Here is a 26,564-nt window from a genome sequence, read left to right as displayed (position 1 = left end):
CGGCTGAGCGCGAGCGCGGGGGACGACATGAGCAGCATCATCAGCGTCGTGCCGGCCGCCAGGGCTCCGGCGCGCAGGGCGTTCTTCTTGTCCACGCTCCCCAAGTTAGCGAACCGCCGTACCGGCCCCTCAGGGCCCGCTGTGCCCCAGCCCCGCCTGCACCGCGGCCAGCAGCGCCCCCAGCCTCGGGGACGCCGTCAGCTCCTCCAGCGGCACCGGTCGGCCCTGGGGGTCGGACACCGGCAGGCGCCAGTTCGGGTACTGGTCCCAGGTGCCGGGCACGTTCTGCGGGCGCCGGTCCCCGATGCCGTCCGGGAGCCAGATGCCGACCAGCCGGGCCGGGGTACGCAGCAGGAACCGGTGGAAGCCCTGGATCTCGGCCTCCTCGTCACTGCCGGGCGGCCCGGCGGCGGGCGCGTCCAGCAGCCCGAGGCTGCCGAGCAGGGCCAGCCACTCGGCGGTGTCCGCGACCGCGTCGGCCCGCTCGTCGGCGCCGGACTTGATGAGCAGGCCGAGCTTCTCCCGCAGGTCGACGTGCTCGCCGGTGAGCCGGGCCGCCGTGGGCGGCAGGTCGTGCGTGGTCGCGGTGGCCAGGCAGTCCTCGCGCCAGCTCTCCGGCGGCAGCGGACGGCCGTCGCCGGTCCAGTCCCGCTCGAACCACAGCACGGAGGTGCCCAGCACCCCGCGCCGCTGCAGCGTCTCCCGCACGCCGGGCTCGACGGTGCCCAGGTCCTCCCCGATCACCAGCGCGCCCGCGCGGGACGCCTCCAGCGCGAGCAGGGCGAGCATCGCCTCGGCGTCGTAGCGGACGTAGGTGCCGTCGGTGGGCGGGCTGCCCTCGGGGACCCACCAGAGCCGGAACAGGCCCATCACGTGGTCGATGCGCAGCGCGCCCGCGTACCGGAACAGCGCGCGCAGCAGTTGCCGGTACGGGAGGTGGCCGGACTCCGCGAGCCGGTCCGGGCGCCAGGGCGGCAGGCCCCAGTCCTGGCCGCGCGCGTTGAAGGCGTCGGGCGGGGCGCCGACCGACATGCCGGCGGCGAAGTGGTCCTGCTGGGACCAGGCGTCGGCGCCGACCGGATGCACGCCGACCGCGAGGTCGTGCACGATCCCGATCGGCATCCCGGCCTCCTCGGCGGCCCGCTGGGCGGCGCGGAGCTGCCCGTCGGTGAGCCAGGCGAGCCGGGTGTGGAACTCGACCCGGTCGGCGAGGCGGGCGCGGGCCCGCGCGGTCTCCGCCGAGCGGGGGTCGCGCAGCGGCTCCGGCCAGGTCCGCCAGTCCGGGCCGTGCTCCTCGGCCAGCGCGTACCAGGTGGCGTGGTCCTGAAGCGCCTGGCCCTCCTCCGCCCGGAAGGCGTCGTACGCGGCCTGCCGGCCGGGGCCGAGCGGGACCCGTACGACCTGCTCCAGCGCCTGGCGCTTCAGCTCCCACACCGCGTCGCGGTCGATGAGGGCGCCCTTGTCGAGGACGTCGGCGCGCAGCCGCTCGGCCCGCTCGCGCAGCCGGGGGTTCAGCTCGGCGTAGGAGTACTCCGGGACGTCCTCGACGCGCAGGTGCACCGGGTCGGGGAAGCGGCGGGAGGAGGGGCGGTACGGGGAGGGGTCGGTGGGGGCGCCGGGTACGGCCGCGTGCAACGGGTTGACCTGCACGAATCCGGCGCCGTGGGTCCGTCCGGCCCAGGCGGCCAGCTCGGCGAGGTCCCCGAGGTCGCCCATGCCCCAGGAGCGGTGGGAGAGCACGGAGTAGAGCTGGGCGAGCAGCCCGTAGGAGCGGCCCGTGGGGGCGGGGAGGCGCTCGGGGGCGACGATGAGGTGGGCGTGGCCGGTACGTCCGTCGGGGGCGGTGACGGTGACGTGGTGGACGCCGGTGGGGAGGTCGTCGACGGCGGTGTGCCGCTCGCCCTGCTCGGTGTCGATCTCCATCCGGGTGCCCGGCGGCAGGACGTCGAAGGGGTCCGGGAGGGCGGGGGTGCCGGTGCCGGCGGCGGGCTGGCCGGTCCAGCGGACCACGGTGGGCGGCAGCAGCCGCTCCCGCAGCTCGCGCTCCCGCTCGACGAGGGCGGTACGGACGGCGTCCGGGGTGCTCGCGTCGACGTCCAGGGCGCGCAGGGCGGCGATCACGGCGGGGGCGGGCACCGCGACGACGATCTCCGGGGAGGGGCTGTAGGAGGTGGCGACGCCGTGCAGCTCCGCGAGGGCGCGCAGCTCGTCGTCGTCCAGCGCCGCGGCCATCTACTCGGCCGGGCCGAAGCGGACCGGGACGGGGTCGGCGTCACCGGTGAGCGGGACGGTGTCGGCGAGCGGGGGCTCGCTGGTGAGTGGCTCGGCGCCGGGCAGCGGCGGCTCGCTGGTGAGCGGTGCCTCCACACAGGCGCTCTCCGCGCTGAACGCGCAGTCGGCGGGCGTCTCCGCCTCGGGTTTCCACTGGGCGGGCAGGAACAGGTGAACCGCTGCGGCCACGGGAGCCTCCTTGGTCACGGGGGGCGGGTGCGTTTCGCCGGATTACCCAGCCCTACCCAGACACACGGCTGCCACGCCCGCACGCGGGAGTGATCCACCGCTCGGGGGCGGGGCGATAGAGGGGGTGTGAGACTGTTCCGCCCCATGGGGGGCCACCGGGAGAAGGACGACGGCGCCCTGCTCAGGGCCGTCGCGGCGGGCGACCAGGCCGCGCTCGCCGACCTGTACGACCGGCACGCGGGCTGGCTGCACGCCCGGCTGGCCCGGCGCTGCGCCGACCCGGAGGTGGTCCGGGAGGTGCTCCAGGACACCTTCGTCACGGTGTGGCGCTCGGCTTCCGGGCACCGGGGCGCGGAGGCGGGCGGCTGGCTGTGGACGATCGCCGCCCGGCGCCTGGTCGACGCCCGCCGCGCCCAGGAGCGCTCCGCGCGGGTCGCGCCGGAGCCGGAGGCGGCCGCCGTGCCGTCCGCCGAGGACCGGGTGCTGGCCGGGCTGGAGTACGGCGATGTCGGAACCGCCCTGGACCGGATCTCCCCCGAGCTGCGCGAGGTGCTGCGCGCGACCGTGGTCGACGGCCTGACCACCCGCGAGGCGGCCCGGCTGCTCGGCATACCCGAGGGCACCGTCAAGTCCCGCGCCCGGCGCGCCCGTACCGAACTGCGCGCCGCACTGGCCCAGTTGAACCCGTCCCCGCTGGGAGGCCCGGCATGAGCAGGCAGTGGCACACGAGCGAGGACCGGGCCGCCCGGTACGCCGACGGCTCCCTGCCGGAGCCGGACGCCTGGTCCCTGGAGAAGCACCTGGAGTCCTGCGCGGCCTGCGCGTCCCGCGTCTCGGCGGCGGTACGGGGGACGGCGGCGGGGGCGGTGCTCACCGACGTACGGGCCGCGGTGCTGGCCTCCGCCGTGCGGGAGGTGCCCGTGTCCCGGTTCGCCCGGCTGCTGTGGGCGGCGGGGCCCGCCGTGCGCGGTGCCTGGTCGGCGGCGCTGCTGGTGGTGGCCGGGGCCGCGCTGCTGCTGGGCCAGTTCCGGGGCGCCCCGGAGGCGCGGACGCTGCTGCTGGCGCTCGCCCCGGTGGTGCCGGTGGCCGGGGTCGCCCTGTCCTACGGCCCGCACGCCGACCCGCTGCACGAGCTGGCCGCCTCCACCCCGGGTGGCGGGCTGCGGCTGGCCCTGACCCGGACGGCGGCCGTGCTCGCGGTGAGTCTGCCGGTGCTGACCCTCACCGGGCTGCTGCTGCCCGCCTCCGGCGCCCCGGCCGCCGCCGCGTGGCTGCTGCCGGGGCTGGCGCTGACGCTGGCCACCCTGGCGCTGGCCCCGCTCACCGGATTCCGTATCGCGTCCGCCCTGACGGCGGGCGGCTGGCTGTGCGCGGTGCTCGCGCCGTCGCCGGGGGAGATCGGCGCCCGGCTGGCCCGGTGCCTCGACGGCGCCCCGGCCCAGTCCGCGTGGGCGGCCGCGGTCGCCCTGAGCGCCCTGCTGCTGGCGGCCCGCCGCACCGCGTACGACCACACCAACTGACTGAGGAGCCCTCTTGTCCATCCGCGTCACCGGGCTGTGTGTCCGGCATCGCAGAACCGTCGCCCTCGACTCCGTCGATCTGGAGCTGGGCACCGGCGTCCACGGCCTGCTCGGGCCGAACGGCGCCGGGAAGACCTCGCTGATCCGGGTGCTCGCCACGGTGGGCCGCCCCTCGGCCGGCCGCGTGGAGCTGCTCGGCCGGGACAGCGGCAGCCCGCGCGAGCGTTCCGAGATACGGGGCGAACTCGGTTATCTCCCGCAGGAGTTCGGCTACTACCCGGCCTTCACCGTGCGGGAGTTCGTGGCCTACGTGGCCTGGCTGAAGGAGGTCCCGGCCGACCGGGTTCCGGCCGCCGTGGAGGGGGCGGTGCGGCGGGTGGGCCTCGCGGACCGGGCCGACGCGAAGATGCGGACGCTGTCCGGCGGCATGATCCGCCGGGTCGGCATCGCGCAGGCTGTCGTCAACGACCCCAGCGTGCTGCTGCTGGACGAACCCACCGCCGGGCTCGACCCCGAGCAGCGGGTGGAGTTCCGCGAGCTGCTGCGCGAACTCGGCACCTCGGCCACGGTGGTGGTCTCCACCCACCTGGTGGAGGACGTGGCCGCCGCCTGCACGGAGGTCACCCTGCTGGACGAGGGCCGGATCGCGTACCGGGGCACCCCCGCCTCGCTGACCGGGCTCGGCGAGACCTCCGACGGCCCCGGCGACCACCCCATCGAGCGCGGCTACACGGCGGCGCTGCGGGCCCACCGGGCGCAGGGCGCCACGGACGCGCGGGAGACGGTGTGACGACCACGACCACGACCACCGCCCCGGCCGTGCCGGAGGCACCCGTCCGCGTCCCCCACCCGCTCCGCGCCGAGGCCCTCCGGGGCTTCCCCCCGCTCGCCGGGGCGGCCGTCCTGCTGCTGTTCGGGGCGGTGCTGCCCGCCTCCGCCGACGCCTGGCAGGGCGACTGGGCGGCGACCGCCGATCACCTGCACGACGCGCTGGTGATCGCCCTGCCGTTCGCCGCCGCGGCCGGCTGCTGGCAGGGGGGCCGGGAGCGACGGCGCCGTACCGAGGAGCTGTGGGGTACGGCCGTCCGCGCGCCGCTCACCAGGCTGCTGGTGTCCGCCCTGCCGGTCGCCCTCTGGGTGGCCGTCGGCCATCTGCTCGCCGTGGCCCTGACGACGCTCACCACCTGGCCGTACGTCCGGGGCGACCACCCGCATCTCAGCCCGGTGCCCGGAGACACCGCCGCCCTGATGGCGGCGACACTGCTGGGACACGTGGTGGGCCGGGCCGCCTCCACCCCGCTCGCGGCCCCTCTGCTGGGTGCGGCCGGGTACGTGGTGCTCGGAACGGCGGGCTACCAGGATGCCGTCAGCCCGCTCGACCCGGCCAGGCCCGCCGTGAACGGTTTCTGGCCGGTGTGGTGGCAGCCGCTCGCCATGGCCGCCTGGACGCTCGGCCTGGCCTTCGCCCTCACCCTGGCGTACGCGGCCCGGCGCCGGGCGACCGCTTTGGTGCCGCTGGCCGTCGCCCTGGCCGCCGCGCTGCTGCTGTCCACCGGGAGCGGCCCGTGGCGGCCGGACCCGCTCGCCCACCGCCAGGTGTGCGACACCTCCACCACGCCCGCCGTCTGCGTCAACGCCCGCTACTCCGGCATGCTCCCCCAGGTACGCGCGGCCCTGTCCGGAGTCACCGGCAAGCTGCGCGGCGTGCGCAACCTCCCGGTCCGCTGGTCGGACCGGGGCACCGAGCCGCGCGCCGACGAGGCCGCCCTGCCGATGCTGACGCCGTTCGGCTGGTACGTCGTACGGGGGCGGCTGATGAAACCGGAGCAGTACGCGTGGGAGGCGGTGGCGGCCCTGCGCGGCGACTGCGGCGAGGAGCCCGAGCGGGTGCTGCCGGCGGACGACGCCGTACAGGCGTACCTGGCGCCGAACCCTCAGCAACGCAACTTCGACGCCGACGACGCGAAGGGCGATGCGGCCAGACGCGCCCACCTCCGCGCAAGCCAGGCCGCCCGCGCCAAGCTGGCCGGCATGGACGAGCAGCGCCGCCGCACCTGGCTCTCCGCCTACTTCGCGGCCCGCGCGGCCTGCGACGCCGAGGGGGTGCCGGCCCTGTGAACCCCGGTCTCCCGCTCTACGCCCGCTCCCGCGCCCTCCCGCAGACCCTGGCCGCCCTCGCCGCGACCACCGGCTTCGCCGTCTGGGCGGCCGGGGCGCTGGACGCCTACCTGGACCCCGGCCGCCGGGTGCCCGTGGTGGCGCTCGCCCCGCTGCTGGCCGCCGCCGCGATCGGCGCGAGCCTGCGCTCCGACTCCGACGAGCTGGACCGTACGGCCGTACGCCCCTGGTGGCCCCGGCGGCTGGCGCATCTGCTCGCGCTGACCGCGCTCGCCTCGGCGGTGCTGCCGGTGGCCGTCGCCGGGCACGCGGAGACGTTCGGGCCCCCGGCGATGATCCGGAACGTCCTGGGCTGCGTGGGGATCGTGGCGCTCGCCGCCGTCGCCCTCGGGGCCCGGCTGAGCTGGCTGCCCGCCTTCGGGTACGTGTCCGCCGCCTACCTGGCCTCCTCCGGCCCCCGCGGCCGGGCGGCCACGGTGTGGGCGTGGCCGGTGCAGCCGGGGACGCAGCCCGGCGCCTGGGCCGCCGCGCTGGCCGCCTTCGCGCTGGGCACCGCGCTGTACGCCGTCCGGGGGGCGCGCCCCGGCGGCTGACGCCCCCGTGGCCGGGGCCCGGAGCGTCAGGCCGAGATGCCATCGATCCGGGCCAGGGCGGCCTCCGCGCCGTAGGGCTGGAGGTAGGGGAGCCAGCGGGGGTCGCGGTGGCCGGTGCCGATGATGCGCCAGGCGAGGCCCGTGGGCGGGGCCGGCTGGTGGCGCAGGCGCCAGCCGAGTTCGACCAGGTGGCGGTCGGCCTTGACGTGGTTGCAGCGGCGGCAGGAGGCCACCACGTTGTCCCAGACGTGCTTGCCCCCGCGTGAGCGCGGGATGACGTGGTCGACGCTGGTTGCGACGCCACCGCAGTACGCGCACCGGCCCCCGTCCCGCGCGAACAGCGCGCGCCGGGTGAGGGGAACGGGCCCCCGGTAGGGAACCCGCACGAAACGCTTGAGCCGGACCACGCTGGGTGCGGGGACTGTGACGGACGCGCTGTGCAGATAGGCGCCGGATTCCTCGAGGGAGACGGCCTTGTTCTCCAGGACGAGGACGAGCGCGCGGCGGAGCGGTACGACGCCGAGGGGCTCGTACGACGCGTTGAGGACCAGGACATGCGGCACAGGGGCCTCCTTGGGCGTCGGCGGCGCGTGGCTCGCGCCGGGACGATCTGGTTCAGTCTCCCCTCATGCCTGCTCCGAGCGCCACCATGTGCCGGTAACGGGCTCGAAGTGTTTTCGACCACATGAGCGGCGCCGTCCGCTCCGCAGGGCCTGTTCAGGCGCGGGCGGGGCAGGGAGCCTCCGGAGAAGCGGCGAGTGGGTGCGCGATGCCCCGTTAGTGTGGTGGTTCTGTCCGCCCGGTGACCTTCCCGTGACCTTGCCCGCCCCCGCCGGCGCGGACCGCAGCACCATGGAGGTACCCGCCGTGTCCCTGCCCGTCGCCCTGCTGGCCGCCGGAGTCTCGCCGTCTCCCTCGCCATCGGGCTCGGACCCGGCCGTGCCCTCGCTCCAGGACGCCCAGGAGAACGCGGCGAACGCGGCGAGCTGGGTCGAGCAGAACTGGTCGACCTGGCTGGCGATGGGGCTGCAGATCCTGCTGATCGTGGTCATCGCCGTCGCGCTGCGCGCGGTCGTGCGCCGGGCCATCACCAAGCTGATCGAGCGGATGAACCGCACCGTGCAGGCGGTGGACCAGTCCCCGCTGGGCGGGCTGCTGGTCAACAACGAGCGGCGCCGTCAGCGCTCGGCCGCCATCGGCTCGGTACTGCGCTCGGTGGCGTCCTTCACCATCCTCGGCACGGCCGCCCTGATGGTGCTCTCCACCTTCAAGATCGACCTGGCCCCGCTGCTCGCCTCCGCCGGTGTCGCCGGTGTGGCGATCGGTTTCGGCGCCCGGAACCTGGTCACCGACTTCCTGTCCGGCGTCTTCATGATCATCGAGGACCAGTACGGCGTCGGCGACACCATCGACGCCGGGGTGGCGACCGGCGAGGTCGTCGAGGTCGGCCTGCGCGTGACCAAGCTGCGCGGCGACAACGGCGAGATCTGGTACGTGCGCAACGGCGAGGTCAAGCGCATCGGCAACCTCTCCCAGGGCTGGGCCACGGCGGGCGTGGACGTCACCGTCCGCGCCGACGAGGACCTGGACAAGGTCAAGTCCGTACTGGACGAGGTCGCCGAGAAGATGGGCAAGGAGGAGCCGTGGAACGAGCTGCTCTGGAGCCCCATCGAGGTGCTGGGCCTGGACAGCGTGCTCATCGACTCCATGGTCATCCGGGTCTCCGCCAAGACCATGCCGGGCAAGTCGGTGTCGGTCGAGCGCGAGCTGCGCTGGCGGATCAAGCGGGCCTTCGACCGGGCGAGCATCCCGATCATCGGCGGTGCCACGGCCGTGGTCCCGGAGGAGACCCCGGACCCCTCGGCCACCGTCGCCGCGCCCTCGGCGTTCAACAACGCAACCTCCCCGCAGTCCCTGGCCACCAACCCGCTCACCACGCCGAAGCCTCCGGTGAAGTAACGGCGCTCCGAAGGGGCTTGCTTCGTTGACGGACTCTCCCGCCTGCGCCTAGGTTTCCCTGGCCGAGGAGCCCGTCGTACGCGAGGGAGTTCGCCCGTGAGACTGACCGTGGTCGGCGGAGGTTCGACCTACACCCCGGAACTCGTCGACGGCTTCGCCCGGTTGCGGGACACGCTGCCGGTGACCGAGCTGGTGCTGGTGGACCCGGCGGCGGACCGGCTGGAGCTGGTGGGCGGCCTGGCCCGGAGGATCTTCGCCCGGCAGGGGCATCCCGGCCGGGTGGTCACCACCTCCGACCTGGACGCCGGGGTGGCGGGCGCGGACGCCGTACTGCTCCAGCTCCGGGTGGGCGGGCAGGCGGCGCGCGAGCGGGACGAGACCTGGCCGCTGGAGTGCGGGTGCCTGGGCCAGGAGACGACCGGCGCGGGCGGGCTGGCCAAGGCGCTGCGTACGGTCCCGGTGGTGCTGGACATCGCGGAGCGGGTCCGGCGGGCGAACCCGGACGCGTGGATCATCGACTTCACCAACCCGGTCGGCATCGTCACCCGCGCCCTGCTGAAGGAGGGCCACCGCGCGGTCGGCCTGTGCAATGTGGCGATCGGCCTCCAGCGGAAGTTCGCCGCCCTGCTCGGCACCGACCCCGGCGAGGTCCACCTCGACCACGTCGGCCTCAACCACCTCACCTGGGAGACCGCCGTACGCCTCGGCGGCCCCGACGGCGAGGACGTCCTCCCCCGGCTGCTGGCCGAGCACGGTGACGCCGTAGCCGCCGACCTGCGGCTGCCGCGCCCCCTGCTGGAGCGGTTGGGCGCGATCCCGTCGTACTACCTGCGGTACTACTACCTGCACGACGAGGTGGTGGGCGAGCAGCGGATCAAGCCCTCGCGGGCGGCCGAGGTCGCGGCGCTGGAGCGGGAGCTGCTGGCGATGTATGCCGACCCGGCGCTGGACGAGAAGCCCGCGCTGCTGGCCCGGCGCGGCGGGGCCTTCTACTCGGAGGCGGCCGTGGACGTGGCGGCGGCCCTGCTGGGCGGCGGGGGCAGCCCGTACCAGGTGGTGAACACGGTCAACGGGGGCACGCTGCCGTTCCTCCCCGACGACGCGGTGATCGAGGTGCCCGCGGCGGTCGGCCCGGCCGGGGCGAAGCCGCTCCCGGTGCCGGGCGTCGACCCGCTGTTCGCGGGGCTGATGGCGAACGTGACGGCGTACGAGGAACTCGCGCTGGACGCGGCCCTGCGCGGGAGCCGGAACCGGGTGTTCCGGGCGCTGCTGGCGCACCCGCTGGTGGGCCAGTACGCCTATGCCGAGACGCTCACCGACCTCCTCCTCGCGCACAACCGGGAGCACCTGGCGTGGGCCTGACCGGGACCGTCCTCGCCGTCGACGCGGGCAACAGCAAGACCGACGTGGCCGTGCTCGACGCGGCCGGCGAGGTGCTGGCCACGGCACGCGGCGGCGGCTTCCGGCCCCCGGTGGTGGGCGTGGAGCGGGCGTTGGCGGCGCTGGCCGAGCCGGTGGAACGGGCGCTGGCCGAGGCGGGGGTGCCGTACGTCTCGCACGTCTCGGCCTGTCTGGCCAACGCCGATCTCCCGGTGGAGGAGGAGCAGTTGGCGGCGGCGGTGAGCGCGCGGGCGTGGGGCGCGTCGGTGGCGGTGCGCAACGACACCTTCGCCGTCCTGCGCGCCGGGGTGGCCGAGCCGCGGGGCGTGGCCGTGGTGTGCGGGGCGGGCATCAACTGCGTCGGCATGCGCCCCGACGGCCGTACGGCACGCTTCCCCGCCCTGGGCAGGCTCTCCGGCGACTGGGGCGGCGGCTGGGGCCTGGCCGAGGAGGCCCTGTGGCACGCGGCCCGCGCGGAGGACGGCCGGGGCGGGCCGACCGAGCTGTCCCGCACCCTTCCGGCGCACTTCGGCCTGCCCACGATGGCGGCCCTGATCGAGTCCCTGCACCTCGGCCGGCTCGCCCCGGCCCGCCGCCACGAGCTGACCCCGGTCCTCTTCGCCACGGCGGCCGACGGCGACCCGGTGGCCCGCTCCCTGGTCGACCGCCTGGCGGAGGAGGTGACCCGGATGGCAAAGATCGCCCTGGCCCGCTTGGACCTCCTCACCGAACCCACCCCGGTCCTCCTGGGCGGCAGCGTCCTCGCAGCGGGCCACCCCCAACTGGACGAGGGCATCCGCACCCGCCTCACCACCCAAGCCCCGCTCGCAGAACCCCAGTTGGTCACCGCTCCCCCGGTCCTGGGCGCAGCCTTGCTCGGCCTGGACCACCTGGCCGTAACACCCGAGGCACTGGAGCGGGCCCGCCTGGCCTGGGAGCCGAGCCGCACCTGAACCAGCGCCGCCAGAACGCCCAGGGGAACCAACGTGAGTGACTCCGCGTGTTTCTGGACAGACGGGGTAGAGCCCCGCTTCGTGCCCCGATCCGATCAAGATGCGGTGAAGGCTGGTGCGGAGGGGGGCGTGGGCGGCGATACTGGCGGCCAACGGATGACCATGGGGGAGGTCAGGTGACACAACCGCCGCAGAGCAGAGCCGCGTTCGCACCACCGGCCACCTCGGCCACCGCCACGATCCCCGCCCAGCGCGGGCCCTCCGGCCTGCCTCCCGTGCGGCGCACCGCGTTCGCCGAGGGGGCCGAGCGGCTGCGGGACGCCGCGACCACGGAGCCGGGGCGGCTGCGGGTCATCGGGGCCGTACTCGCCCTGCTGGTCGTCGCGTTCGGGGCCGTCACCGCCTGGCAGAGCGGGGAGCGGGCGAGTGCCGCCGACGACGTGCTGACCCGCAGCCAGCCGCTCAGCTCGGGCGCGGCCGCGATCTACCGCTCGCTGGCCGACGCCAACACCGCGGCCTCCACCGGCTTCCTGGCCGGCCCGAGGGAGAGCGCCGCGAACCGGGAGCGGTACGAGGACGACATCCGTACCGCCGCCTCCGGCCTGGTCCGCGCCGCCGCCGACACCGAGCCGGGCTCGCCCTCCGAGGCCACCGTCCGCAAGCTGAACCGGCTGCTGCCCGAGTACAAGGGCCTCATCGAGCAGGCCCGCGTCTACAACCGCCAGGGCTACCCGGTGGGCGGCGCCTATCTGCGGTACGCCAACGAGAAGATGCAGACGGAGATGCTCCCGGCCGCGCAGGACCTGTACACCAAGGAGAACCAGCGGCTGGACGCCGACTACGCGGACGCCACCCCCTACCCCTGGGCGGCGATCGCGCTGGGCCTGCTCGCGCTGGCCGCGCTGGGACTCGCCCAGTACCGGGACTTCCGCCGCACCAACCGCGTCCTGAACCACGGCCTGGTCGCCGCCTCGGCCGCGACCGTGGTGGTGCTGCTGTGGCTGGTCGTCGGCCACACCGTGGCCCGCTCCGGGCTGTTCGGCTCCTACGACCACGGCATCCGCTCGCTGAACGTGCTGCACAACGCCCAGATCGCCGCCCTGAAGGCGCGCGGCAACGAGAACCTGAGCCTGGTGGCGCGCGGAGCGGAGACCGTCGAGGTGAAGGGCACCAAGCAGGACGCGTACTACTACGCCTTCGACCGCGACCTCGCCACGCTGGACGCCCGCCTCACCGAGGCCCGGCGGCTCGCCGACGACGACAAGGGCGGCGCACCGGTCGACTCGGCCCTGGGCGACTCGGCCGAGTGGAAGAAGCGGCACAAGACGGCCCGGACCGAGGACGAGCGGGGCAACTACCAGCGCGCCCTTGACCAGGTGATCGGCGCCGACGACACCACCGGCGCCGCTTTCGACGGCGTGGACGGCAGCCTGACCCGCGCGCTGGACCACGAGCAGACGGAGTTCGACCGGGCCGCAGCCGACGGCCGGGACGCCATGACCGGGCTGCCCGAGGGCGCGGCCGTGCTCGGCGTCCTGGGCGCGGCGGGCGCGGTGTTCGGCATCGGGCGCAGGCTTTCGGAGTACCGGTGACAGGGGGCCAGGCGATGGAGGCGGCGCGGAGGCGCACCCGGTTGCGCGGCTGGGGCGGGGTCGGCGCGATGGCGGTGCTGTGCGCGCTGGCACTGGCGTTCGTGCTGCTGCTCCCCCGTACCCAGGCGCACCCGGCGGCCGGTACGGGACCGGCGGGCCGGAGCCTGGTCACCGGCAGCCCCGCCCGCGCGGACGACTGCGAGGAGCCGTCGGCGCAGAACCGCACCCCTGCCCCGTCCGGCGCGGACGGCCCGACCATCGACGCCATCAAGGCCCGCAAGGGCGACAAGCGCAAGCTGATCGTGGGCATCGACCAGAACAGCTACCGCTGGGGGTACCGCAACCCCAACACCGAGGGCGCGGAGCTGGAGGGCTTCGACATCGACCTGGTGCACCGCATCGCCGAGGACATCCTCGGCAGCCCGGACGACGTCCAGTTCAAGGCGATCCCGACCAGCCAGCGCATCCCCGCGATCCAGGACGGCACGGTCGACATGGTGGTCCGCACGATGACCATCACCTGCGACCGGCTGCGCGACGTGGCGTTCTCCGCCCCCTACTTCAAGACCGGCCAGCAGCTCCTCGTCCCCGACGCCTCCGCCATCAAGGGCTACGACTCCACGCTGGCCGGCAAGAAGGTCTGCACGGCGGCCGGTTCGACCGCGTACGGCAGGCTGAAGGCGGACCGGGAGCGCAAGGCGCTGCCCGCCACCACGGACTTCTCCGCGACCGTCCCCAACCAGTTGGACTGCCTGGTCAGGCTCCAGCTCGGCGAGGCGGACGCGGTGGTCACCGACGGCGCGCTGGCCGCCAGCCAGGCCGCGCAGGACCCCACGGTGAAGGTGCTGGGCAAGCCGTTCACCACCGAGTACTACGGCGTGGCGATGAAGAAGGACGCCACCGACCTCGTACGCCGCGTCAACCGCGTGCTGGTGGACTACCGGGCCCACGGCTGGCAGGCGTCGTACGACAAGTGGCTGTCGGCCACACTGGGCGAGGACGCGCGGTCCTCCAGACCGCCCGCCCCGAAGTACCTGCGCGAGAGCTGAAGCACGCACGGGCCGGATGGACCACACAGCAGCGAGAGGTGATCGATGGGCGTCACGGACCCCGCCGGGCCGGTGATGGACCGGGACGAGGTGGACCGTGCGCTGGCGCGGCTCGGCCAGGAGCACGAGGCCATCGAGACCTCGCTGTTCGCGCTCCAGGACCACGCCGGCCGCCGTCTGCTGGAGGGCGCCGAGCTGACCGGGGTGACCAAGGAGCGGTGGGCCGCCACGGAGGCGTCGATCACCCTGCTGTGGACCTGCTTCGACGCGTACACCGACGCGCTGCGCCAGGCCCGCGAGATCCGCTCCCGGCGCCGCTGGTCCAGCCGGGAGGACCTGGTGGAGCTGACCGCCTTGCTGCGCGGGGAGTCGGTCACCGTGGCGGGCGGCGCCTCGGGCTCGGCCGTGCTCAGCGAGAGCTTCACGCTGGCCGCGCTGGTGGACCGGATGAACGAGCTGTACGCGTCCTCGCTGGACATGGTGGTGGCCGCCGACGCGGTGTGGTCGGCGCTGCCCGCCCGCATCGACCTGCTCGCCGCCGAACTCCAGCGCACCCGCAGGCTGGCCCACTCCGTCGGCGTCCGCCCCGGCGAACACCCCTCCGGGGACGACCTGGAGGGCATCACCGCCACGCTGACCGCGCTGCGCGAGGACGTCGTCCGCGACCCGCTGGCGCACTGGGTGCCGGCCGGGGGCGGTTCGGCGCCCGGCGGGGGCCGCCCGGACACCACGGTGTACGACCGGGAGGCGCGGGCCCTTGAGGACGTGCGGCGGGAGATCGAGGCGGTGCTCACCGTCCGGCAGGACGCCGAGGAGCGGCTGATCCGGCTGCGGGACGTGCTCTCGCGCGCCGACCGCACCCTGGCCGAGGCGCGTACCGCGCGCGGTGAGGTGCTGGCGAAGATCGCCGCGACCGAGGTCCCGGTGGTGAGCGGCCCGCCGACCGTGCTCCAGGAGCAGTTGGCGGCGGCGGCCGAGTACCGCCGCCAGGCCCGCTGGCACCGCCTCTCCCCGCTGCTGGAGTCGCTGGAGCAGCGGGCGGAGGACGAACTGCTGCGCGCCCGCGAGTCGTTGACGGCGGTCACCGCACCGCTCGCGGTCCGCGCCGAGCTGCGCGGCCGCCTCGACGCCTACCGCGCGAAGGTCACCCGGCACGGCCTGGCCGAGGACCGGCTGCTGATCGAGCGGTACGACGCGGCCCGCCGGATGCTGTGGAGCGCGCCCTGCGATCTGCGCGTGGCCGAACAGGCGGTGCTGCGCTACCAGCAGGCGGCGGCCGAACTGCTGGCCCCGCCGAGGGTCCCGGAGCAGTACGCGCCGGAGGACGGCAAGGGGGATCAGGAGTGAGCGAGGAACGGCGCGCCTGCCAGCGCCCCGACTGCGCGGGCACGTACGAGGACATGGGCGGCGGCGAGCTGTACTGCGACACCTGCGGGCTGGCCCCCGTGGTCCCGCCCAAGCCCAACCCCGCTCCCGAGCCGGTGGGTTCGGTCGGTTCGGCGCCGACCGGGATCAACGGCGGTGCCACCCGCAGTTCCTCGCAGTCCGCCCGCTCCCGGCGCTCGGTGTCGGGGCGGCTCTCCCGCTCGCTGTCGGGGAAGCAGGGCGGCCGCTCGGTGTCGGTGCGCGGCTCGGGCTCGGCCTCCGGGTCCTCGGCGCGCGGGCGGCTGGGCGCCGGTCTGGTCGTGGTGCCGCAGGTGCCGAGGCCCGACCCGCGCGCGATGGTGCTGGACAACCCTCAGGTGCCCGAGCGCAAGCGGTACTGCTCCCGCTCGGACTGCGGGGCGCCGGTGGGCCGGGCGCGCGGGGAACGGCCGGGGCGCACCGAGGGGTTCTGCACCAAGTGCGGACACCCGTACTCCTTCGTGCCCAAGCTGCGCGCCGGGGACATCGTGCACGGGCAGTACGAGGTGGCGGGGTGCCTGGCGCACGGCGGGCTGGGCTGGATCTACCTCGCGGTGGACCGCGCGGTGTCCGACCGGTGGGTGGTGCTCAAGGGCCTGCTGGACACCGGGGACCAGGACGCGATGGCGGCGGCGATCTCCGAGCGCCGGTTCCTGGCGGAGATCGAGCACGCGGGCATCGTCCGGATCTACAACTTCGTCGAGCATCTCGACCAGCGCACCGGCTCGCTGGACGGCTACATCGTCATGGAGTACGTCGGCGGCAAGTCCCTGAAGGAGATCGCCAACGCCCGCCGCACCCCGGACGGCAGGCGGGACCCGCTGCCGGTGGAGCAGGCGTGCGCGTACGGCATCGAGGCGCTGGAGGCGCTCGGCCATCTGCACAGCCGCAACCTGCTGTACTGCGACTTCAAGGTCGACAACGCCATCCAGACCGAGGACCAGCTCAAGCTGATCGACATGGGCGCGGTGCGCCGCATGGACGACGACGAGTCCGCGATCTACGGCACGGTCGGCTACCAGGCCCCCGAGGTCGCCGACGTCGGCCCCTCGGCGGCCAGCGACCTGTACACGGTGGGCCGCACCCTGGCCGTCCTCACCTTCGACTTCCAGGGCTACACCACCGTCTACGCCGACTCGCTGCCCGACCCGGACACCATCGAGGTCTTCCGCCGCTACGAGTCCTTCTACCGCTTCCTGGTCCGCGCCACCGATCCCGACCCGGCCCGCCGGTTCGCCTCCGCGCAGGAGATGGCCGACCAGCTCACCGGTGTGCTGCGCGAGGTCGTCTCGCTGAGCACCGGGCAGGCCCGGCCCGCGCTGTCGACCCTGTTCGGGCCCGAAGTGCGGGTCCCGGACACCGAGTTGTTCCCGGCGCTGGACGGCGAGGTGTCCCGGCTCGGCGCCCGCGCGCTGCCCGGTCCGGACCGAACGCCCGCTCTGCCGCCCGCGCTGGTCAGGCCGGTCGACACCCCGGCCGCCGCGCTGGCGCTGCCCGTACCGCTGGTCGACCCGAACGACCCGAACGCCGGTTTCCTGGCCGGCCTCGCCGCCTCCGCGCCGGGCGAGCTGATCGCCGCGCTGGAGTCGGCCCCCGGCCAGGGCGTGGAGACCCGCCTCAGAAGGGTGCGGGCCCGGCTGGAGCACGGCGACCGGGAGAGCGCGCTCGCGACGCTGGCCCGGCTGGACGGGGAGCGGCCCGACGACTGGCGGGTGGTCTGGTACCGGGGCGTGGCCGCCCTGGTCACCGGCGACTTCGAGAGCGCCGCCCTCGCCTTCGACGCGATCTACGACGCCTTTCCCGGCGAGGCCGCGCCCAAGCTGGCGCTCGGCCTGTGCGCGGAGGTGCTGGGCCAGTTGGACAATGCCGCCGAGTACTACCGGCTGGTGTGGGCGACCGACCCGAGCTTCGTCAGCGCCGCGTTCGGCCTGGCGCGGGTGCGGCTGGCGAGCGGGGACCGGGCGGGCGCCGTACGGACGCTGGAGTCGGTCCCGGAGTCGTCCATCCACTACACGGCCGCGCGGGTCGCGGCGGTGCGGGCGCGGCTGCGGCAACGCACGGCGGCCGCGGGTGACGTACCGTTCCTGGACGACCTGACCGCCGCGGCGGGCCAGGTCGAGGCGCTGGACGCGTACGGGCTGGACCCGGCGCGACGCGAGCGGTTGTCGGCCGAAGTCCTCGGCTGCGCCCTGGACTGGATACTCTCCAGGGGTCAGGACACCGCTCGGCCGGTCACCGGCGGGCGGGTGCTGCTCGGCAGCGGTCTGGACGAGCGGGGCCTCCGCTTCGGACTGGAGCGCGCCTACCGCACGCTGGCCCGGCTGGCGCCCGGCGGCGAGGAGAGGATCAACCTGGTGGAACGGGCCAACCGTTACCGCCCCCGGACGTGGGTGTAGTCATGTCACAGATGCCCCAGCAGGCCGCACTGCCCAAGTGCCCGAGCTGCGCGGAACCGCTCGAAGCGGGCGACCTCTTCTGCGGCGCGTGCGGATACGACCTGTCCGCCGTGCCCGCGCCGCCCGCGGACCAGCCGACGCTGACCATGACCGGCGCGCCGGACGGCGATGTCGACTGGCCCGAGCCGGAGCCGGCCACCACCGGCAGCACCGAGCCGCGCGCCCACCGGGCCGCCGACGTGCCCGGCACCGACTCCGGCGGCACCCCGCTGCACGCGCCCGAACCGGCCGCGTCCGGGGTCCGCTTCGACCGGCCCGCCGAGCCGAGCGAGCCCGAGGAGTACCCGCTGCAGGCCCCCGACCCGCGGGTGGAGGCCCCCGCGCAGGTGTGCGTGGCCTGCCGCGCGGGCCGGGTGGACGGCGACGGCTACTGCGAGAACTGCGGGCACGCCCAGCCCCGCGAACGCGACCACATGGAGCGGGAGTCGGGCCCGGTGGCCGCGATCAGCGACCGGGGTCTGCGCCACCACCGCAACGAGGACGACTTCACCGTCGCGCACACCGCGCTGCCCGACGGCTCCCCCGCCGCGCTCGCCGTGGTCTGCGACGGCGTCTCCTCCGCGACCCGCCCCGACGAGGCGTCCACCGCCGCCTCGCGAGCCGCCGGGGACGTGCTGCTGGCGGCCCTGCCGCGCGGCACGCATCCGCAGGCGGCGATGCACGAGGCGATCGTGGCAGCCGCGAAGGCCGTGGACGCGCTCGCCGAGACCCCCGACGGCGCCCGCGAGCACGCCCCGCACCAGAACGCCCCGGCCTGCACGATCGTCGCCTCGGTGGTCGCCTCCGGTCTGCTGGTGGTCGGCTGGGTCGGTGACAGCCGCGCCTACTGGGTGCCGGACGACCGCTCCGCGCCCCCGGCCCGGCTGACCGAGGACGACTCCTGGGCGGCCCAGATGGTGGCGGCCGGCCTGATGAACGAGGCGGAGGCGTACGCCGACGAGCGCGCCCACGCCATCACCGGCTGGCTCGGCGCCGACGCCTACGAACTGGAGCCGCACACCGCCTCGTTCAAGCCCGACCGGTCCGGCGTGGTGCTGGTCTGCACCGACGGCCTGTGGAACTACGCCGAGGCGCCCGAGGAGATGGCCGAGGTGCTGCCCCCGGACGCGGCCGGCCGCCCGCTGCACGCGGCGCGGGTGCTGGTGGGGCACGCGCTGGACGCCGGGGGCCACGACAACGTAACAGTGGCCGTCGTGCCGTTCCCGACGCCGCCGCAGGGGGCAGGATCGGCCTGAGGGACGACGGGCGGAGCCGGAGGGGACCGGTCCGCCCGAACGCACCGCCTCGCGGGGAGCGGGGCGTGTCCGAGGGGGATGTGAACCAGCATGGCCAATTTCGCCAAGCCGGGCGGACCGCGGTTCTCGGTGGACGTCTACCAGAACGAGTATCTGCCGGAGGGCGGCCGCGAGGTCAACGCCATCGTGACCGTGACCGCCAAGGGCGGCGGGGCACCGGCCGGACCGGGAGCGTCGGCCGCCGTGGTGCTGATGGTGGACTGCTCGGGGTCGATGGACTACCCGCCCACCAAGATGCGCAACGCCCGCGACGCCACGGCCGCCGCCGTCGACACCCTGCGCGACGGGACGCACTTCGGGATCGTCGACGGTACGCATGTCGCCCGCGAGGTCTACCCGGGCGGCGGCCGGCTCGCGGTGGCCGACCCGACCACCCGTGCCCAGGCCAAGCAGGCGCTGCGCAGGCTCGGCGCGGGCGGCGGCACGGCGATCGGCACCTGGCTGCGGCTGGCGGACCGGCTGCTGGCCGGGGCGCACGTGTCGATCCGGCACGGCATCCTGCTGACCGACGGACGCAACGAGCACGAGTCGGCGGCGGAGCTGAAGGACACCCTGGACGCGTGCGCCGGGCGGTTCACCTGTGACGCGCGGGGCGTGGGCACCGACTGGGAAGTGAAAGAAGTCACAGGCATCGCCTCGGCGTTGCTCGGCACCGCCGACATCGTCGCCGATCCGGCCCGGCTCACCGAGGACTTCACCCGCATCATGGAGTCGACGATGGGCAAGGAGGTCGCCGACGTGGCCCTGCGGGTGTGGACGCCGGTGGGCAGCCGCATCAAGTTCGTCAAGCAAGTGGCGCCCACGGTCGAGGAGTTGACCGACCGGCGCACCGAGGCGGGCCCGCGCGCCGGGGACTATCCCACCGGTTCCTGGGGCGACGAGTCCCGCGACTACCACCTCTGCGTGGAGGTCCCGGCCGCCGGACTGGGCCAGGAGATGCTCGCCGCGCGCGTCTCCCTGGTGGCGGCCCAACCGGACAGAGAGGTACAGAACCTCGGCGCCCAGGGACTCGTACGGGCCGTCTGGACCGACGACATGGCGGCCTCGACCTCGCTGAACGCCCAAGTCGCCCACTACACCGGCCAGGCCGAACTGGCGCAGGCCATTAGGGAAGGGCTCGATCTCCGCAAAGCGGGCGATATGGATGGAGCAACGGCCAAACTGGGACGTGCCGTTCAGTTGGCGGGGGTGTCGGGGAACGCGGATACTGCGAAACTGCTTGCGAAGGTGGTGGACGTGGTCGACGCCCCGACCGGTACTGTGCGGTTGAAGGCGAAGGTCGCGGAGGCCGACGAGATGACCCTCGAGACCCGGTCCACGAAGACTGTTCGCGTCAAGAAGTGACCCTGTTGGCGGCTTTCGCCGACAGGGACCCTGTAGACACCGATACCTCAGCAGAAGGGGTACCACCGACATGCCGACCTGCCCGAACGGACACCAGTCGGGTTCCGACGACTGGTGCGAGGTCTGCGGTCACCGCATGGCCGGTGCCGTGCCTCCGCCCCCGCCCCCGTCCGGCGGCGGCTACGGGTTCCCGCCGCCGCGCAACGAGGGGCGCCCGTCCCCCGGCGCGCAGGCCGAGCTGTGCCCGCAGTGCCGTACGCCCCGCGAGGGCGGCGCGCCCTTCTGCGAGGAGTGCCGGTGGAACTTCCTGACCAACACCGCCACCTCGTACACCCCGGCGGCCCCGCCCCGGCAGCAGCAGCCCCGCTACCAGCCGCCGGGCCGGCCCTTCGGCGGTGGCGGTGAGGGGTACGAGTACCAGGGGTCGCGGCCCTCGCAGGTGAACCGGCCGGCCGAGCCGATACCCTCCTTCGACTCCGAGCCCTCGGGGCCGACGCCGTTCGGCAACGAGCGCCGTCCGGCGTCCCCGCCGCCGCCCACCTCGGGCGGACAGTCCCCGTTCGGCGAGCGCCGTCAGGGGCCTCCGCCGGGGTTCGGTGGGGGGCCTGGCCAGCAGGGTCCTGGTCCGCAGGGTGGGCCCGGCCAGCAGGGCGGTCCTGGTCAGCAGGGGCCCGGTCCGCAGGGTCGTCCTGGTCAGCAGGGTCCGGGTGGGCCCGGTGGCTACGGCGGTCAGGGTGGTCCCGGCCGTCCCGGTGGCCCCGGCACACAGGGCGGCCCCGGCGGCCCCGGTGGTCCTTCCGGGCAGGGCGGCCCCTCCGGTCCCCCGCCGTTCGGGCGAGAGCCCTCCGCCTTCGGCACCGCTCCCTCCCGGCAGGCTCCGCCGCCGTCCGCGCCGTCCGGCTTCCCGCAGGAGACCGGCCGTACCCCGGCCGGCGGTCCGTCCTTCGCCGACGACGACTGGGTGATCCCCCCGCCGCCGTCGAACAACGGCCCCGCAGGCGGCCAGGGCGGCTACGGCTTCCCGCAGCCCGGCGCCGGCCAGAACCAGGGCTACCCCCAGGCACCGCAGGCACCGCAGGGCCCCGCGACCTGGACCGCGACCATCGGCCCGGACCGCGACTACTTCATGGCGATGATGCAGCGCTCCGGCCCCGAGGCCGCGGGGCTCAACCTCCCCGCGTACTCCCCCGAGCAGCAGCGCACGCTCACCGGCAACCAGGTCACCATCGGCCGCCGCCGGCACTCCACCGGCGACACCCCGGACATCGACCTGTCGGTGCCGCCGGAGGACCCCGGTGTCTCGCACCAGCACGCGGTGCTGGTGCAGCAGCCGGACGGCGGCTGGGCGGTCGTCGACCAGAACTCGACGAACGGCACCACGGTCAACGGCTCCGACGAGCCGATCCAGCCGTTCGTGCCGGTCCCGCTCCAGGACGGCGACCGGGTGCACGTGGGCGCCTGGACGACGATCACCGTCCACCGCGGCTGAGCAGGGCGTTCACGGCAGCGGCCAGGCGTGGGGGCCCTCCGGGTCGTCCAGCCAGGCCCAGGCGCGCGGGCCGCTGACCGTGACGCCGTACCGTTCGCGGTCCGGCATGCCCGCGTCCTCCCACAGCGCGTACGCCCGCGTGGGCTCCAGCGCGCCCCGGACCAGGCCCAGCAGGAAGCGGAACGACTCCGTCTCCCGCGCCCGCCCCGGCAGTCCCCGCGTGGACACCGGCTCGGCGGGCGCGCGGCTCTCCCCGCGCAGCGGGACGAAGTAGGCGCCGGTGGACAGGAAGCGGCCCTCGGCGCGGCCGGTGTCGTCGACGTCCAGTGCGAGCAGCCCGTTGTTCAGCGGGGCGATGATCCGGGCGCCGGGCGCGCACTGGGCGATCCAGGCGCGCGGCACCGTGGGCAGCATGCAGGTGGCCATGATCCGGTCGTAGGGGGCGTGCGCGGGCACCCCGCGCGCCCCGTCGCCGGTGACCACCACCGGGTGGTATCCGGCCCGGGCCAGGTTCTGCCGGGCCGGCTCGGTGATCTCCGGTTCCATGTCGACCGTGGTGACCAGGGAGTCGTCGCCGAGCCGGTGGGCGAGCAGGGCCGCGTTGTAGCCGGTGCCGGTGCCGACCTCCAGTACCCGGTCGCCGTCCCGGACCTCCAGCGCGACCAGCATCCGGGCCATCAGCGAGGGCTGGCTGCTGGAGGAGACCAGCTCGCCGTCGTGCAGCCGGGTGGCCAGCGGGGCGTCCGCGTAGGCGCCGCGCGCCCAGCGCTCCCGCCCGGCCGGGTCGGGGTCGTCGGCCGCGTGCCGCTCGTATCCGCCGAGGACGCCGACGTAGTAGTACGGCACGAACAGGTGCCGGGGCACCTCGGCGAAGGTCTGCCGCCAGACCGGGTCCGTGCGCCAGGCGCCGTCGCGGTCGATCTGCCGGATCAGCGCGGCCCGCGCCTCGGCGGCCACCGCGGTCAGCTCGGAATCGTAGGCGCCCATACGTCCACAGTAGGCACGGTCCGGGGGCGGGAGGGGCCGCCGGTGGCCGGTCCTAGGGCTTGAGTCCTGGGCCCCCCGGTCTGAGACCATGGACGGGTGAACGAGATCCGACGTGGCACGCTTCAGGAGCAGACCTTCTACGAGCAGGTCGGCGGGGAGGAGACCTTCCGTCGGCTGGTCCGCCGTTTCTACGCGGGCGTCGCCGAGGACCCGCTGCTGAAGCCCATGTACCCGGAGGAGGACCTCGGGCCGGCCGAGGAGCGGCTCACCCTGTTCCTGATCCAGTACTGGGGCGGACCCACCACCTACAGCCAGGAGCGCGGCCACCCCCGGCTGCGGATGCGGCACGCCCCGTTCGCCGTGGACCGCGCCGCGCACGACGCCTGGCTCAAGCACATGCGGGACGCGGTGGACGAGCTGGAGCTGTCCGAGGAGCACGAGCGGACGCTGTGGAACTACCTGACGTACGCGGCGGCGTCGATGGTGAACACGGCGGAGTGAAGCGGCTCTTGTGAACGGGGTTTTCAGCGCACCGTGACGCCGAGCGCGCCCAGTCCCGCGCGCCGTACGGCGATCGACCCGTAGGGGGTACGCAGCCGGAGCCACGCTCCGGAGGAGAACAGGCCCGTCTCCTCGGCGCTGTCCGGCTCGGGGGGCCGCAGGAAACCCAGCGAGTGCGCGGCATGCACGGCCCGCACCGGCAGCCGGGTCGGGCCGACCTCACGGGACCAGATCTCCCGCCCGATCCGGTCCAGCTCGGCACGGGTACGCGCCTCGGGCGCCAACTCCTCGGTGCGGGACCGGAATTCGGCCACCGACTGAGCGACGGTCCGGTGCAGCACCGCAGGTCCGGGCAGCCCCGGCTCGGCCCGCCAGCCACCGCGCGGCGGCAGCACCCCGGCCCACGGAGGCCCGGTGACGGCGGCGGGCACGAGGGCGGTGGCCGCGCGCTCGTCCACCGACTCCAGCAGCTCACCCGCCGAGACGGTCATGTCGAGGAAGGCGTCCAGCCCATCCTCGTACGGCTTGGCGAGGCGCACCGCGCGGACGGCCAGCACCTCGAAGGAGGGCGGGCGTCCGAACACGGCGAGCGCGGTCCCGGCCGCCTGGAGGCGTACCGCGGCCGCGCGGTCGTAGCGGAGCAGCCGGGTGAGGAAGGCGGCCAGGTCGGCCGCCTCCGTCTCGTCGGCGAGGTGGAGCACCGTCATGCGGCGACGGCCTTCTCCTCGGCGGACTCGTCCCGGTACTCCTGGAGGAACTCGCGCTCCTCCGCGGTGATCCGGCGCGGCCGCTGGGCCTCGAAGTCGAAGGGCACGACGACGGTGGAGGCCCGTACGTACACGGTGTCCGCGTCCTTCACCTCGTAGGTGATGGTGAAGGACGCGGCCCGGATCTCGGTGATCCACAGCTCGACGTCCACCGGGTGGTGCCGGTGGACGAGCTGCCGCTTGTAGTCGATCTCGTGGCGCGCCACGACCGACCCCTGCTGGAAGTCCTTGTCCGGGCGGAACAGGAAGTCGATACGGGCTTCCTCCAGGTAGCGGAGGAACACCACGTTGTTGACGTGGCCGTACGCGTCCATGTCCGCCCAGCGCAGGGGGCAGCGGTAGATGTGGCGCAAGGTGCGATCAGCCCCGGGTCAGCTTCTTGTAGGTGGCGCGGTGCGGACGCGCGGCGTCGGCGCCGAGCCGCTCGATCTTGTTCTTCTCGTAGGACTCGAAGTTGCCCTCGAACCAGAACCACTTGGAGTCACCCTCGTAGGCGAGGATGTGGGTGGCGACCCGGTCCAGGAACCAGCGGTCGTGGGAGACGACCACGGCGCAGCCGGGGAAGTCCAGCAGCGCGTTCTCCAGGCTGGAGAGGGTCTCGACGTCGAGGTCGTTGGTGGGCTCGTCGAGGAGCAGCAGGTTGCCGCCCTGCTTGAGGGTGAGCGCCAGGTTGAGGCGGTTGCGCTCACCGCCGGACAGCACGCCCGCGGGCTTCTGCTGGTCCGGGCCCTTGAAGCCGAAGGCCGACACGTAGGCGCGGCTCGGCATCTCGACCTGGCCGACGTTGATGTAGTCGAGCCCGTCGGACACGACCTCCCACAGCGTCTTCTTGGGGTCGATGTTCTCGCGGCTCTGGTCGACGTAGGAGATCTTGACCGTGTCGCCGACCTTGATCGCGCCGGAGTCGGGGGTCTCCAGGCCCTGGATCATCTTGAACAGCGTGGTCTTGCCGGCGCCGTTCGGGCCGATGACGCCCACGATGCCGTTGCGCGGCAGGGTGAAGCTGAGGTCGTCGACGAGGATCTTCTCGCCGAACGCCTTGTTGAGGTCGTTGACCTCGACCACGATGTTGCCCAGCCGCGGGCCCGGCGGGATCTGGATCTCCTCGAAGTCCAGCTTCCGCATCTTGTCGGCCTCGGCCGCCATCTCCTCGTAACGGGCGAGGCGGGCCTTGGACTTGGCCTGGCGGCCCTTGGCGTTGGACCGCACCCACTCCAGCTCTTCCTTGAGCCGCTTGGCGCGCTTGGCGTCCTTCTGGCCCTCGACCTTCAGACGCGTCTGCTTGGTCTCCAGGTAGGTGGAGTAGTTGCCCTCGTAGGGGTACGCGCGGCCGCGGTCGAGCTCGAGAATCCACTCGGCGACGTTGTCCAGGAAGTACCGGTCGTGGGTGATGGCCACGACGGTGCCCGGGTACTTGGCGAGGTGCTGCTCCAGCCAGTTCACCGACTCGGCGTCGAGGTGGTTGGTGGGCTCGTCGAGGAGCAGCAGGTCGGGCTGCTCCAGGAGCAGCTTGCAGAGCGCGACGCGGCGCTTCTCGCCACCGGAGAGGGTGGTGACGGGCCAGTCGCCGGGCGGGCAGCCGAGCGCGTCCATGGCCTGCTCGAGCTGGGCGTCGAGGTCCCAGGCGTTGGCGTGGTCCAGCTCCTCCTGAAGCTTGCCCATCTCGTCGAGCAGCGCGTCGGAGTAGTCGGTCGCCATCAGCTCGGCGATCTCGTTGAACCGGTCGAGCTTGCCCTTGATCTCGGCGACGCCCTCCTGGACGTTCTCCAGGACGTTCTTCTCCTCGTTCAGCGGGGGCTCCTGGAGCAGGATGCCGACGCTGTAGCCGGGGGAGATGAAGGCGTCACCGTTGGAGGGCTGCTGCAGCCCCGCCATGATCTGCAGCACGGTCGACTTACCGGCACCGTTCGGACCGACGACGCCGATCTTCGCCCCCGGCAGGAAGTTCAGGGTGACGTCGTCGAGGATCACCTTGTCGCCGTGCGCTTTGCGCGCCTTGCGCATGGTGTAAATGAACTCAGCCAAGAGAAACCGTCCGGCAGCTTGAAATCTGGCAGTGGGCAGATACACCCCATCTTGCCGTACGGCCACCCCTACGCGGAAACCCGTTCCGGTTGGAGGCTGTGAGCTGGGGGTTCACCGCCGGCCGGTCACCAGACGTCGAGGGACCAGACGTCGCCCCCCTGATGTCCGTCCGGATCTGGGTCACCTGCCCCGTACGGGTCGGGGTCGGCGACGACGTGAATGCGGGCGGCCGACGCGGATACGCGGTAGCAGTCCATGTCACTCGACGTGTTGTGCTTGTCGAGTTCGACCGTGTGGCCCAGGGCCAGGATGGCGGTCCGCAGTTCCTCGAAGGGGGCCCTGGGTGCGAATTCCCCGTACTCCCGCGAGAGCGGCGACGGCACCGTACTCGGGGACCGGTCGTACAGCAGTCGTTGGATCTTCACGCCGAAGCCGAAGCACGACATCCGCCCTTGCCGCCCTGGCCGGTCCGGCGAGAAGTTGATTTCCACGAGCCCGTAGTCCCGCCGCAGCAGGCCACCACCGGGAACATCGAGGCATGTCGCCCCCAGGGCGGCTTCCCAGGCATCCGGGCCGGCGCCGAGGCCAACTCCGAGCACCTCACCGCACACGGCGACGTGAACGTAGAAGTCCAGAGCGGACACCCGCCAACTCCCTCAGCTCTCCGGACCC

The 26,564-nt window shown here is 74.1% G+C and carries 24 protein-coding genes; 16 read left to right on the top strand and 8 right to left on the bottom strand.

The window, feature by feature from the left end; all coding sequences use genetic code 11:
* Positions 1-129: 129 nt before the first annotated feature.
* Positions 130-2,232 (bottom strand): 4-alpha-glucanotransferase, encoded by a 2,103-nt coding sequence (malQ, locus tag E5083_RS29190; RefSeq protein ID WP_135788672.1) that lies wholly within the window; start codon positions 2,230-2,232, stop codon positions 130-132.
* The gene (locus E5083_RS29185; RefSeq protein WP_135788671.1) at positions 2,233-2,460 is read right to left on the bottom strand and encodes a hypothetical protein; all 228 of its coding nucleotides are present in this window, start codon (positions 2,458-2,460) and stop codon (positions 2,233-2,235) included.
* Between the two features lie 144 nt (positions 2,461-2,604).
* Between E5083_RS29185 and E5083_RS29180 the strand changes: the two genes are divergently transcribed.
* From E5083_RS29180 to E5083_RS29160, 5 genes are read left to right on the top strand one after another with little or no spacing between them, the layout of a single operon-like run.
* A complete protein-coding gene (locus E5083_RS29180; protein ID WP_135788670.1) occupies positions 2,605-3,171 on the top strand; it encodes an RNA polymerase sigma factor in 567 nt (188 codons plus the stop codon).
* The gene (locus tag E5083_RS29175; protein ID WP_135788669.1) at positions 3,168-3,980 is read left to right on the top strand and encodes a zf-HC2 domain-containing protein; all 813 of its coding nucleotides are present in this window, start codon (positions 3,168-3,170) and stop codon (positions 3,978-3,980) included. The genes E5083_RS29180 and E5083_RS29175 overlap by 4 nt, the downstream gene beginning before the upstream one ends.
* Positions 3,981-3,993: 13 nt before the next feature.
* The gene (locus E5083_RS29170) at positions 3,994-4,770 is read left to right on the top strand and encodes an ABC transporter ATP-binding protein (protein ID WP_208754189.1); all 777 of its coding nucleotides are present in this window, start codon (positions 3,994-3,996) and stop codon (positions 4,768-4,770) included.
* Complete coding sequence (locus E5083_RS29165; protein ID WP_244317686.1) at positions 4,767-6,098, top strand: hypothetical protein; 1,332 nt, start codon at positions 4,767-4,769, stop codon at positions 6,096-6,098. Before E5083_RS29170 ends, E5083_RS29165 begins: the two co-directional genes overlap by 4 nt.
* Positions 6,095-6,691 carry a hypothetical protein gene (locus E5083_RS29160; protein WP_135788668.1) on the top strand — a complete coding sequence of 199 codons (597 nt, stop codon included), beginning with the start codon at positions 6,095-6,097 and terminating at the stop codon, positions 6,689-6,691. The genes E5083_RS29165 and E5083_RS29160 overlap by 4 nt, the downstream gene beginning before the upstream one ends.
* 26 nt (positions 6,692-6,717) lie before the next feature.
* On the opposite strand, the gene E5083_RS29155 is transcribed toward E5083_RS29160, so the two are convergent.
* The gene (locus tag E5083_RS29155; protein WP_031182313.1) at positions 6,718-7,254 is read right to left on the bottom strand and encodes an HNH endonuclease; all 537 of its coding nucleotides are present in this window, start codon (positions 7,252-7,254) and stop codon (positions 6,718-6,720) included.
* A gap of 289 nt (positions 7,255-7,543) precedes the next feature.
* Between E5083_RS29155 and E5083_RS29150 the strand changes: the two genes are divergently transcribed.
* The 10 genes from E5083_RS29150 (at position 7,544) to E5083_RS29105 (ending at position 21,612) form a co-directional block, all read left to right on the top strand.
* Positions 7,544-8,650: a mechanosensitive ion channel family protein gene (locus E5083_RS29150; protein WP_167513661.1), complete on the top strand. Its 1,107-nt coding sequence runs from the start codon at positions 7,544-7,546 to the stop codon at positions 8,648-8,650.
* Positions 8,651-8,746: 96 nt separating this feature from the next.
* Positions 8,747-10,012: a 6-phospho-beta-glucosidase gene (locus E5083_RS29145; RefSeq protein ID WP_135788667.1), complete on the top strand. Its 1,266-nt coding sequence runs from the start codon at positions 8,747-8,749 to the stop codon at positions 10,010-10,012.
* Positions 10,003-10,983 carry an N-acetylglucosamine kinase gene (locus E5083_RS29140; protein ID WP_135788666.1) on the top strand — a complete coding sequence of 327 codons (981 nt, stop codon included), beginning with the start codon at positions 10,003-10,005 and terminating at the stop codon, positions 10,981-10,983. Before E5083_RS29145 ends, E5083_RS29140 begins: the two co-directional genes overlap by 10 nt.
* Positions 10,984-11,159: 176 nt before the next feature.
* Positions 11,160-12,575: a hypothetical protein gene (locus E5083_RS29135; RefSeq protein ID WP_208754187.1), complete on the top strand. Its 1,416-nt coding sequence runs from the start codon at positions 11,160-11,162 to the stop codon at positions 12,573-12,575.
* Between the two features lie 14 nt (positions 12,576-12,589).
* On the top strand, positions 12,590-13,624 hold the full coding sequence (locus E5083_RS29130; protein ID WP_135788682.1) for a glutamate ABC transporter substrate-binding protein: 1,035 nt from the start codon (positions 12,590-12,592) through the stop codon (positions 13,622-13,624).
* Positions 13,625-13,669: 45 nt separating this feature from the next.
* A complete protein-coding gene (locus E5083_RS29125) occupies positions 13,670-14,971 on the top strand; it encodes a coiled-coil domain-containing protein (protein WP_135788665.1) in 1,302 nt (433 codons plus the stop codon).
* A 53-nt stretch (positions 14,972-15,024) separates the two neighbouring features.
* Entirely contained in the window at positions 15,025-17,424 is a 2,400-nt protein-coding gene (locus E5083_RS29120; protein WP_167513660.1) for a serine/threonine-protein kinase, read from the top strand.
* Positions 17,425-17,426: 2 nt separating this feature from the next.
* Entirely contained in the window at positions 17,427-18,719 is a 1,293-nt protein-coding gene (locus E5083_RS29115; RefSeq protein ID WP_135788663.1) for a PP2C family protein-serine/threonine phosphatase, read from the top strand.
* 90 nt (positions 18,720-18,809) lie between these two features.
* Positions 18,810-20,123: a vWA domain-containing protein gene (locus tag E5083_RS29110; RefSeq protein ID WP_135788662.1), complete on the top strand. Its 1,314-nt coding sequence runs from the start codon at positions 18,810-18,812 to the stop codon at positions 20,121-20,123.
* Positions 20,124-20,193: 70 nt separating this feature from the next.
* Positions 20,194-21,612 (top strand): FHA domain-containing protein, encoded by a 1,419-nt coding sequence (locus E5083_RS29105; RefSeq protein WP_135788661.1) that lies wholly within the window; start codon positions 20,194-20,196, stop codon positions 21,610-21,612.
* Positions 21,613-21,621: 9 nt separating this feature from the next.
* On the opposite strand, the gene E5083_RS29100 is transcribed toward E5083_RS29105, so the two are convergent.
* Positions 21,622-22,599 carry a methyltransferase domain-containing protein gene (locus E5083_RS29100; RefSeq protein ID WP_135788660.1) on the bottom strand — a complete coding sequence of 326 codons (978 nt, stop codon included), beginning with the start codon at positions 22,597-22,599 and terminating at the stop codon, positions 21,622-21,624.
* A 96-nt stretch (positions 22,600-22,695) separates the two neighbouring features.
* On the opposite strand from E5083_RS29100, the gene E5083_RS29095 reads away from it, so the two are divergent.
* Positions 22,696-23,100 carry a globin gene (locus E5083_RS29095; protein WP_135788659.1) on the top strand — a complete coding sequence of 135 codons (405 nt, stop codon included), beginning with the start codon at positions 22,696-22,698 and terminating at the stop codon, positions 23,098-23,100.
* Positions 23,101-23,123: 23 nt separating this feature from the next.
* Here E5083_RS29095 and E5083_RS29090 read toward each other — a convergent pair whose 3' ends face one another.
* The 4 genes from E5083_RS29090 to E5083_RS29075 all read right to left on the bottom strand — a co-directional run bounded on the left by E5083_RS29090 (position 23,124) and on the right by E5083_RS29075 (position 26,536).
* Positions 23,124-23,807, bottom strand: a complete 684-nt coding sequence (locus E5083_RS29090) for a DUF8185 domain-containing protein (RefSeq protein WP_135788658.1) — start codon at positions 23,805-23,807, stop codon at positions 23,124-23,126.
* Positions 23,804-24,220, bottom strand: a complete 417-nt coding sequence (locus E5083_RS29085) for an acyl-CoA thioesterase (protein WP_030813986.1) — start codon at positions 24,218-24,220, stop codon at positions 23,804-23,806. Before E5083_RS29085 ends, E5083_RS29090 begins: the two co-directional genes overlap by 4 nt.
* Positions 24,221-24,227: 7 nt before the next feature.
* Positions 24,228-25,892: an energy-dependent translational throttle protein EttA gene (ettA, locus tag E5083_RS29080; protein WP_135788657.1), complete on the bottom strand. Its 1,665-nt coding sequence runs from the start codon at positions 25,890-25,892 to the stop codon at positions 24,228-24,230.
* A 125-nt stretch (positions 25,893-26,017) separates the two neighbouring features.
* Positions 26,018-26,536, bottom strand: a complete 519-nt coding sequence (locus tag E5083_RS29075) for a hypothetical protein (RefSeq protein ID WP_135788656.1) — start codon at positions 26,534-26,536, stop codon at positions 26,018-26,020.
* Between the last annotated feature and the right edge of the window lie 28 nt (positions 26,537-26,564).

Origin of the sequence: Streptomyces bauhiniae (genome assembly GCF_004784475.1) — a bacterium.
Lineage (GTDB): Bacteria > Actinomycetota > Actinomycetes > Streptomycetales > Streptomycetaceae > Streptomyces > Streptomyces seoulensis.
Note: the sequence above shows the minus strand (reverse complement) of the source record. Positions and strands in the feature narration are given on the sequence as shown.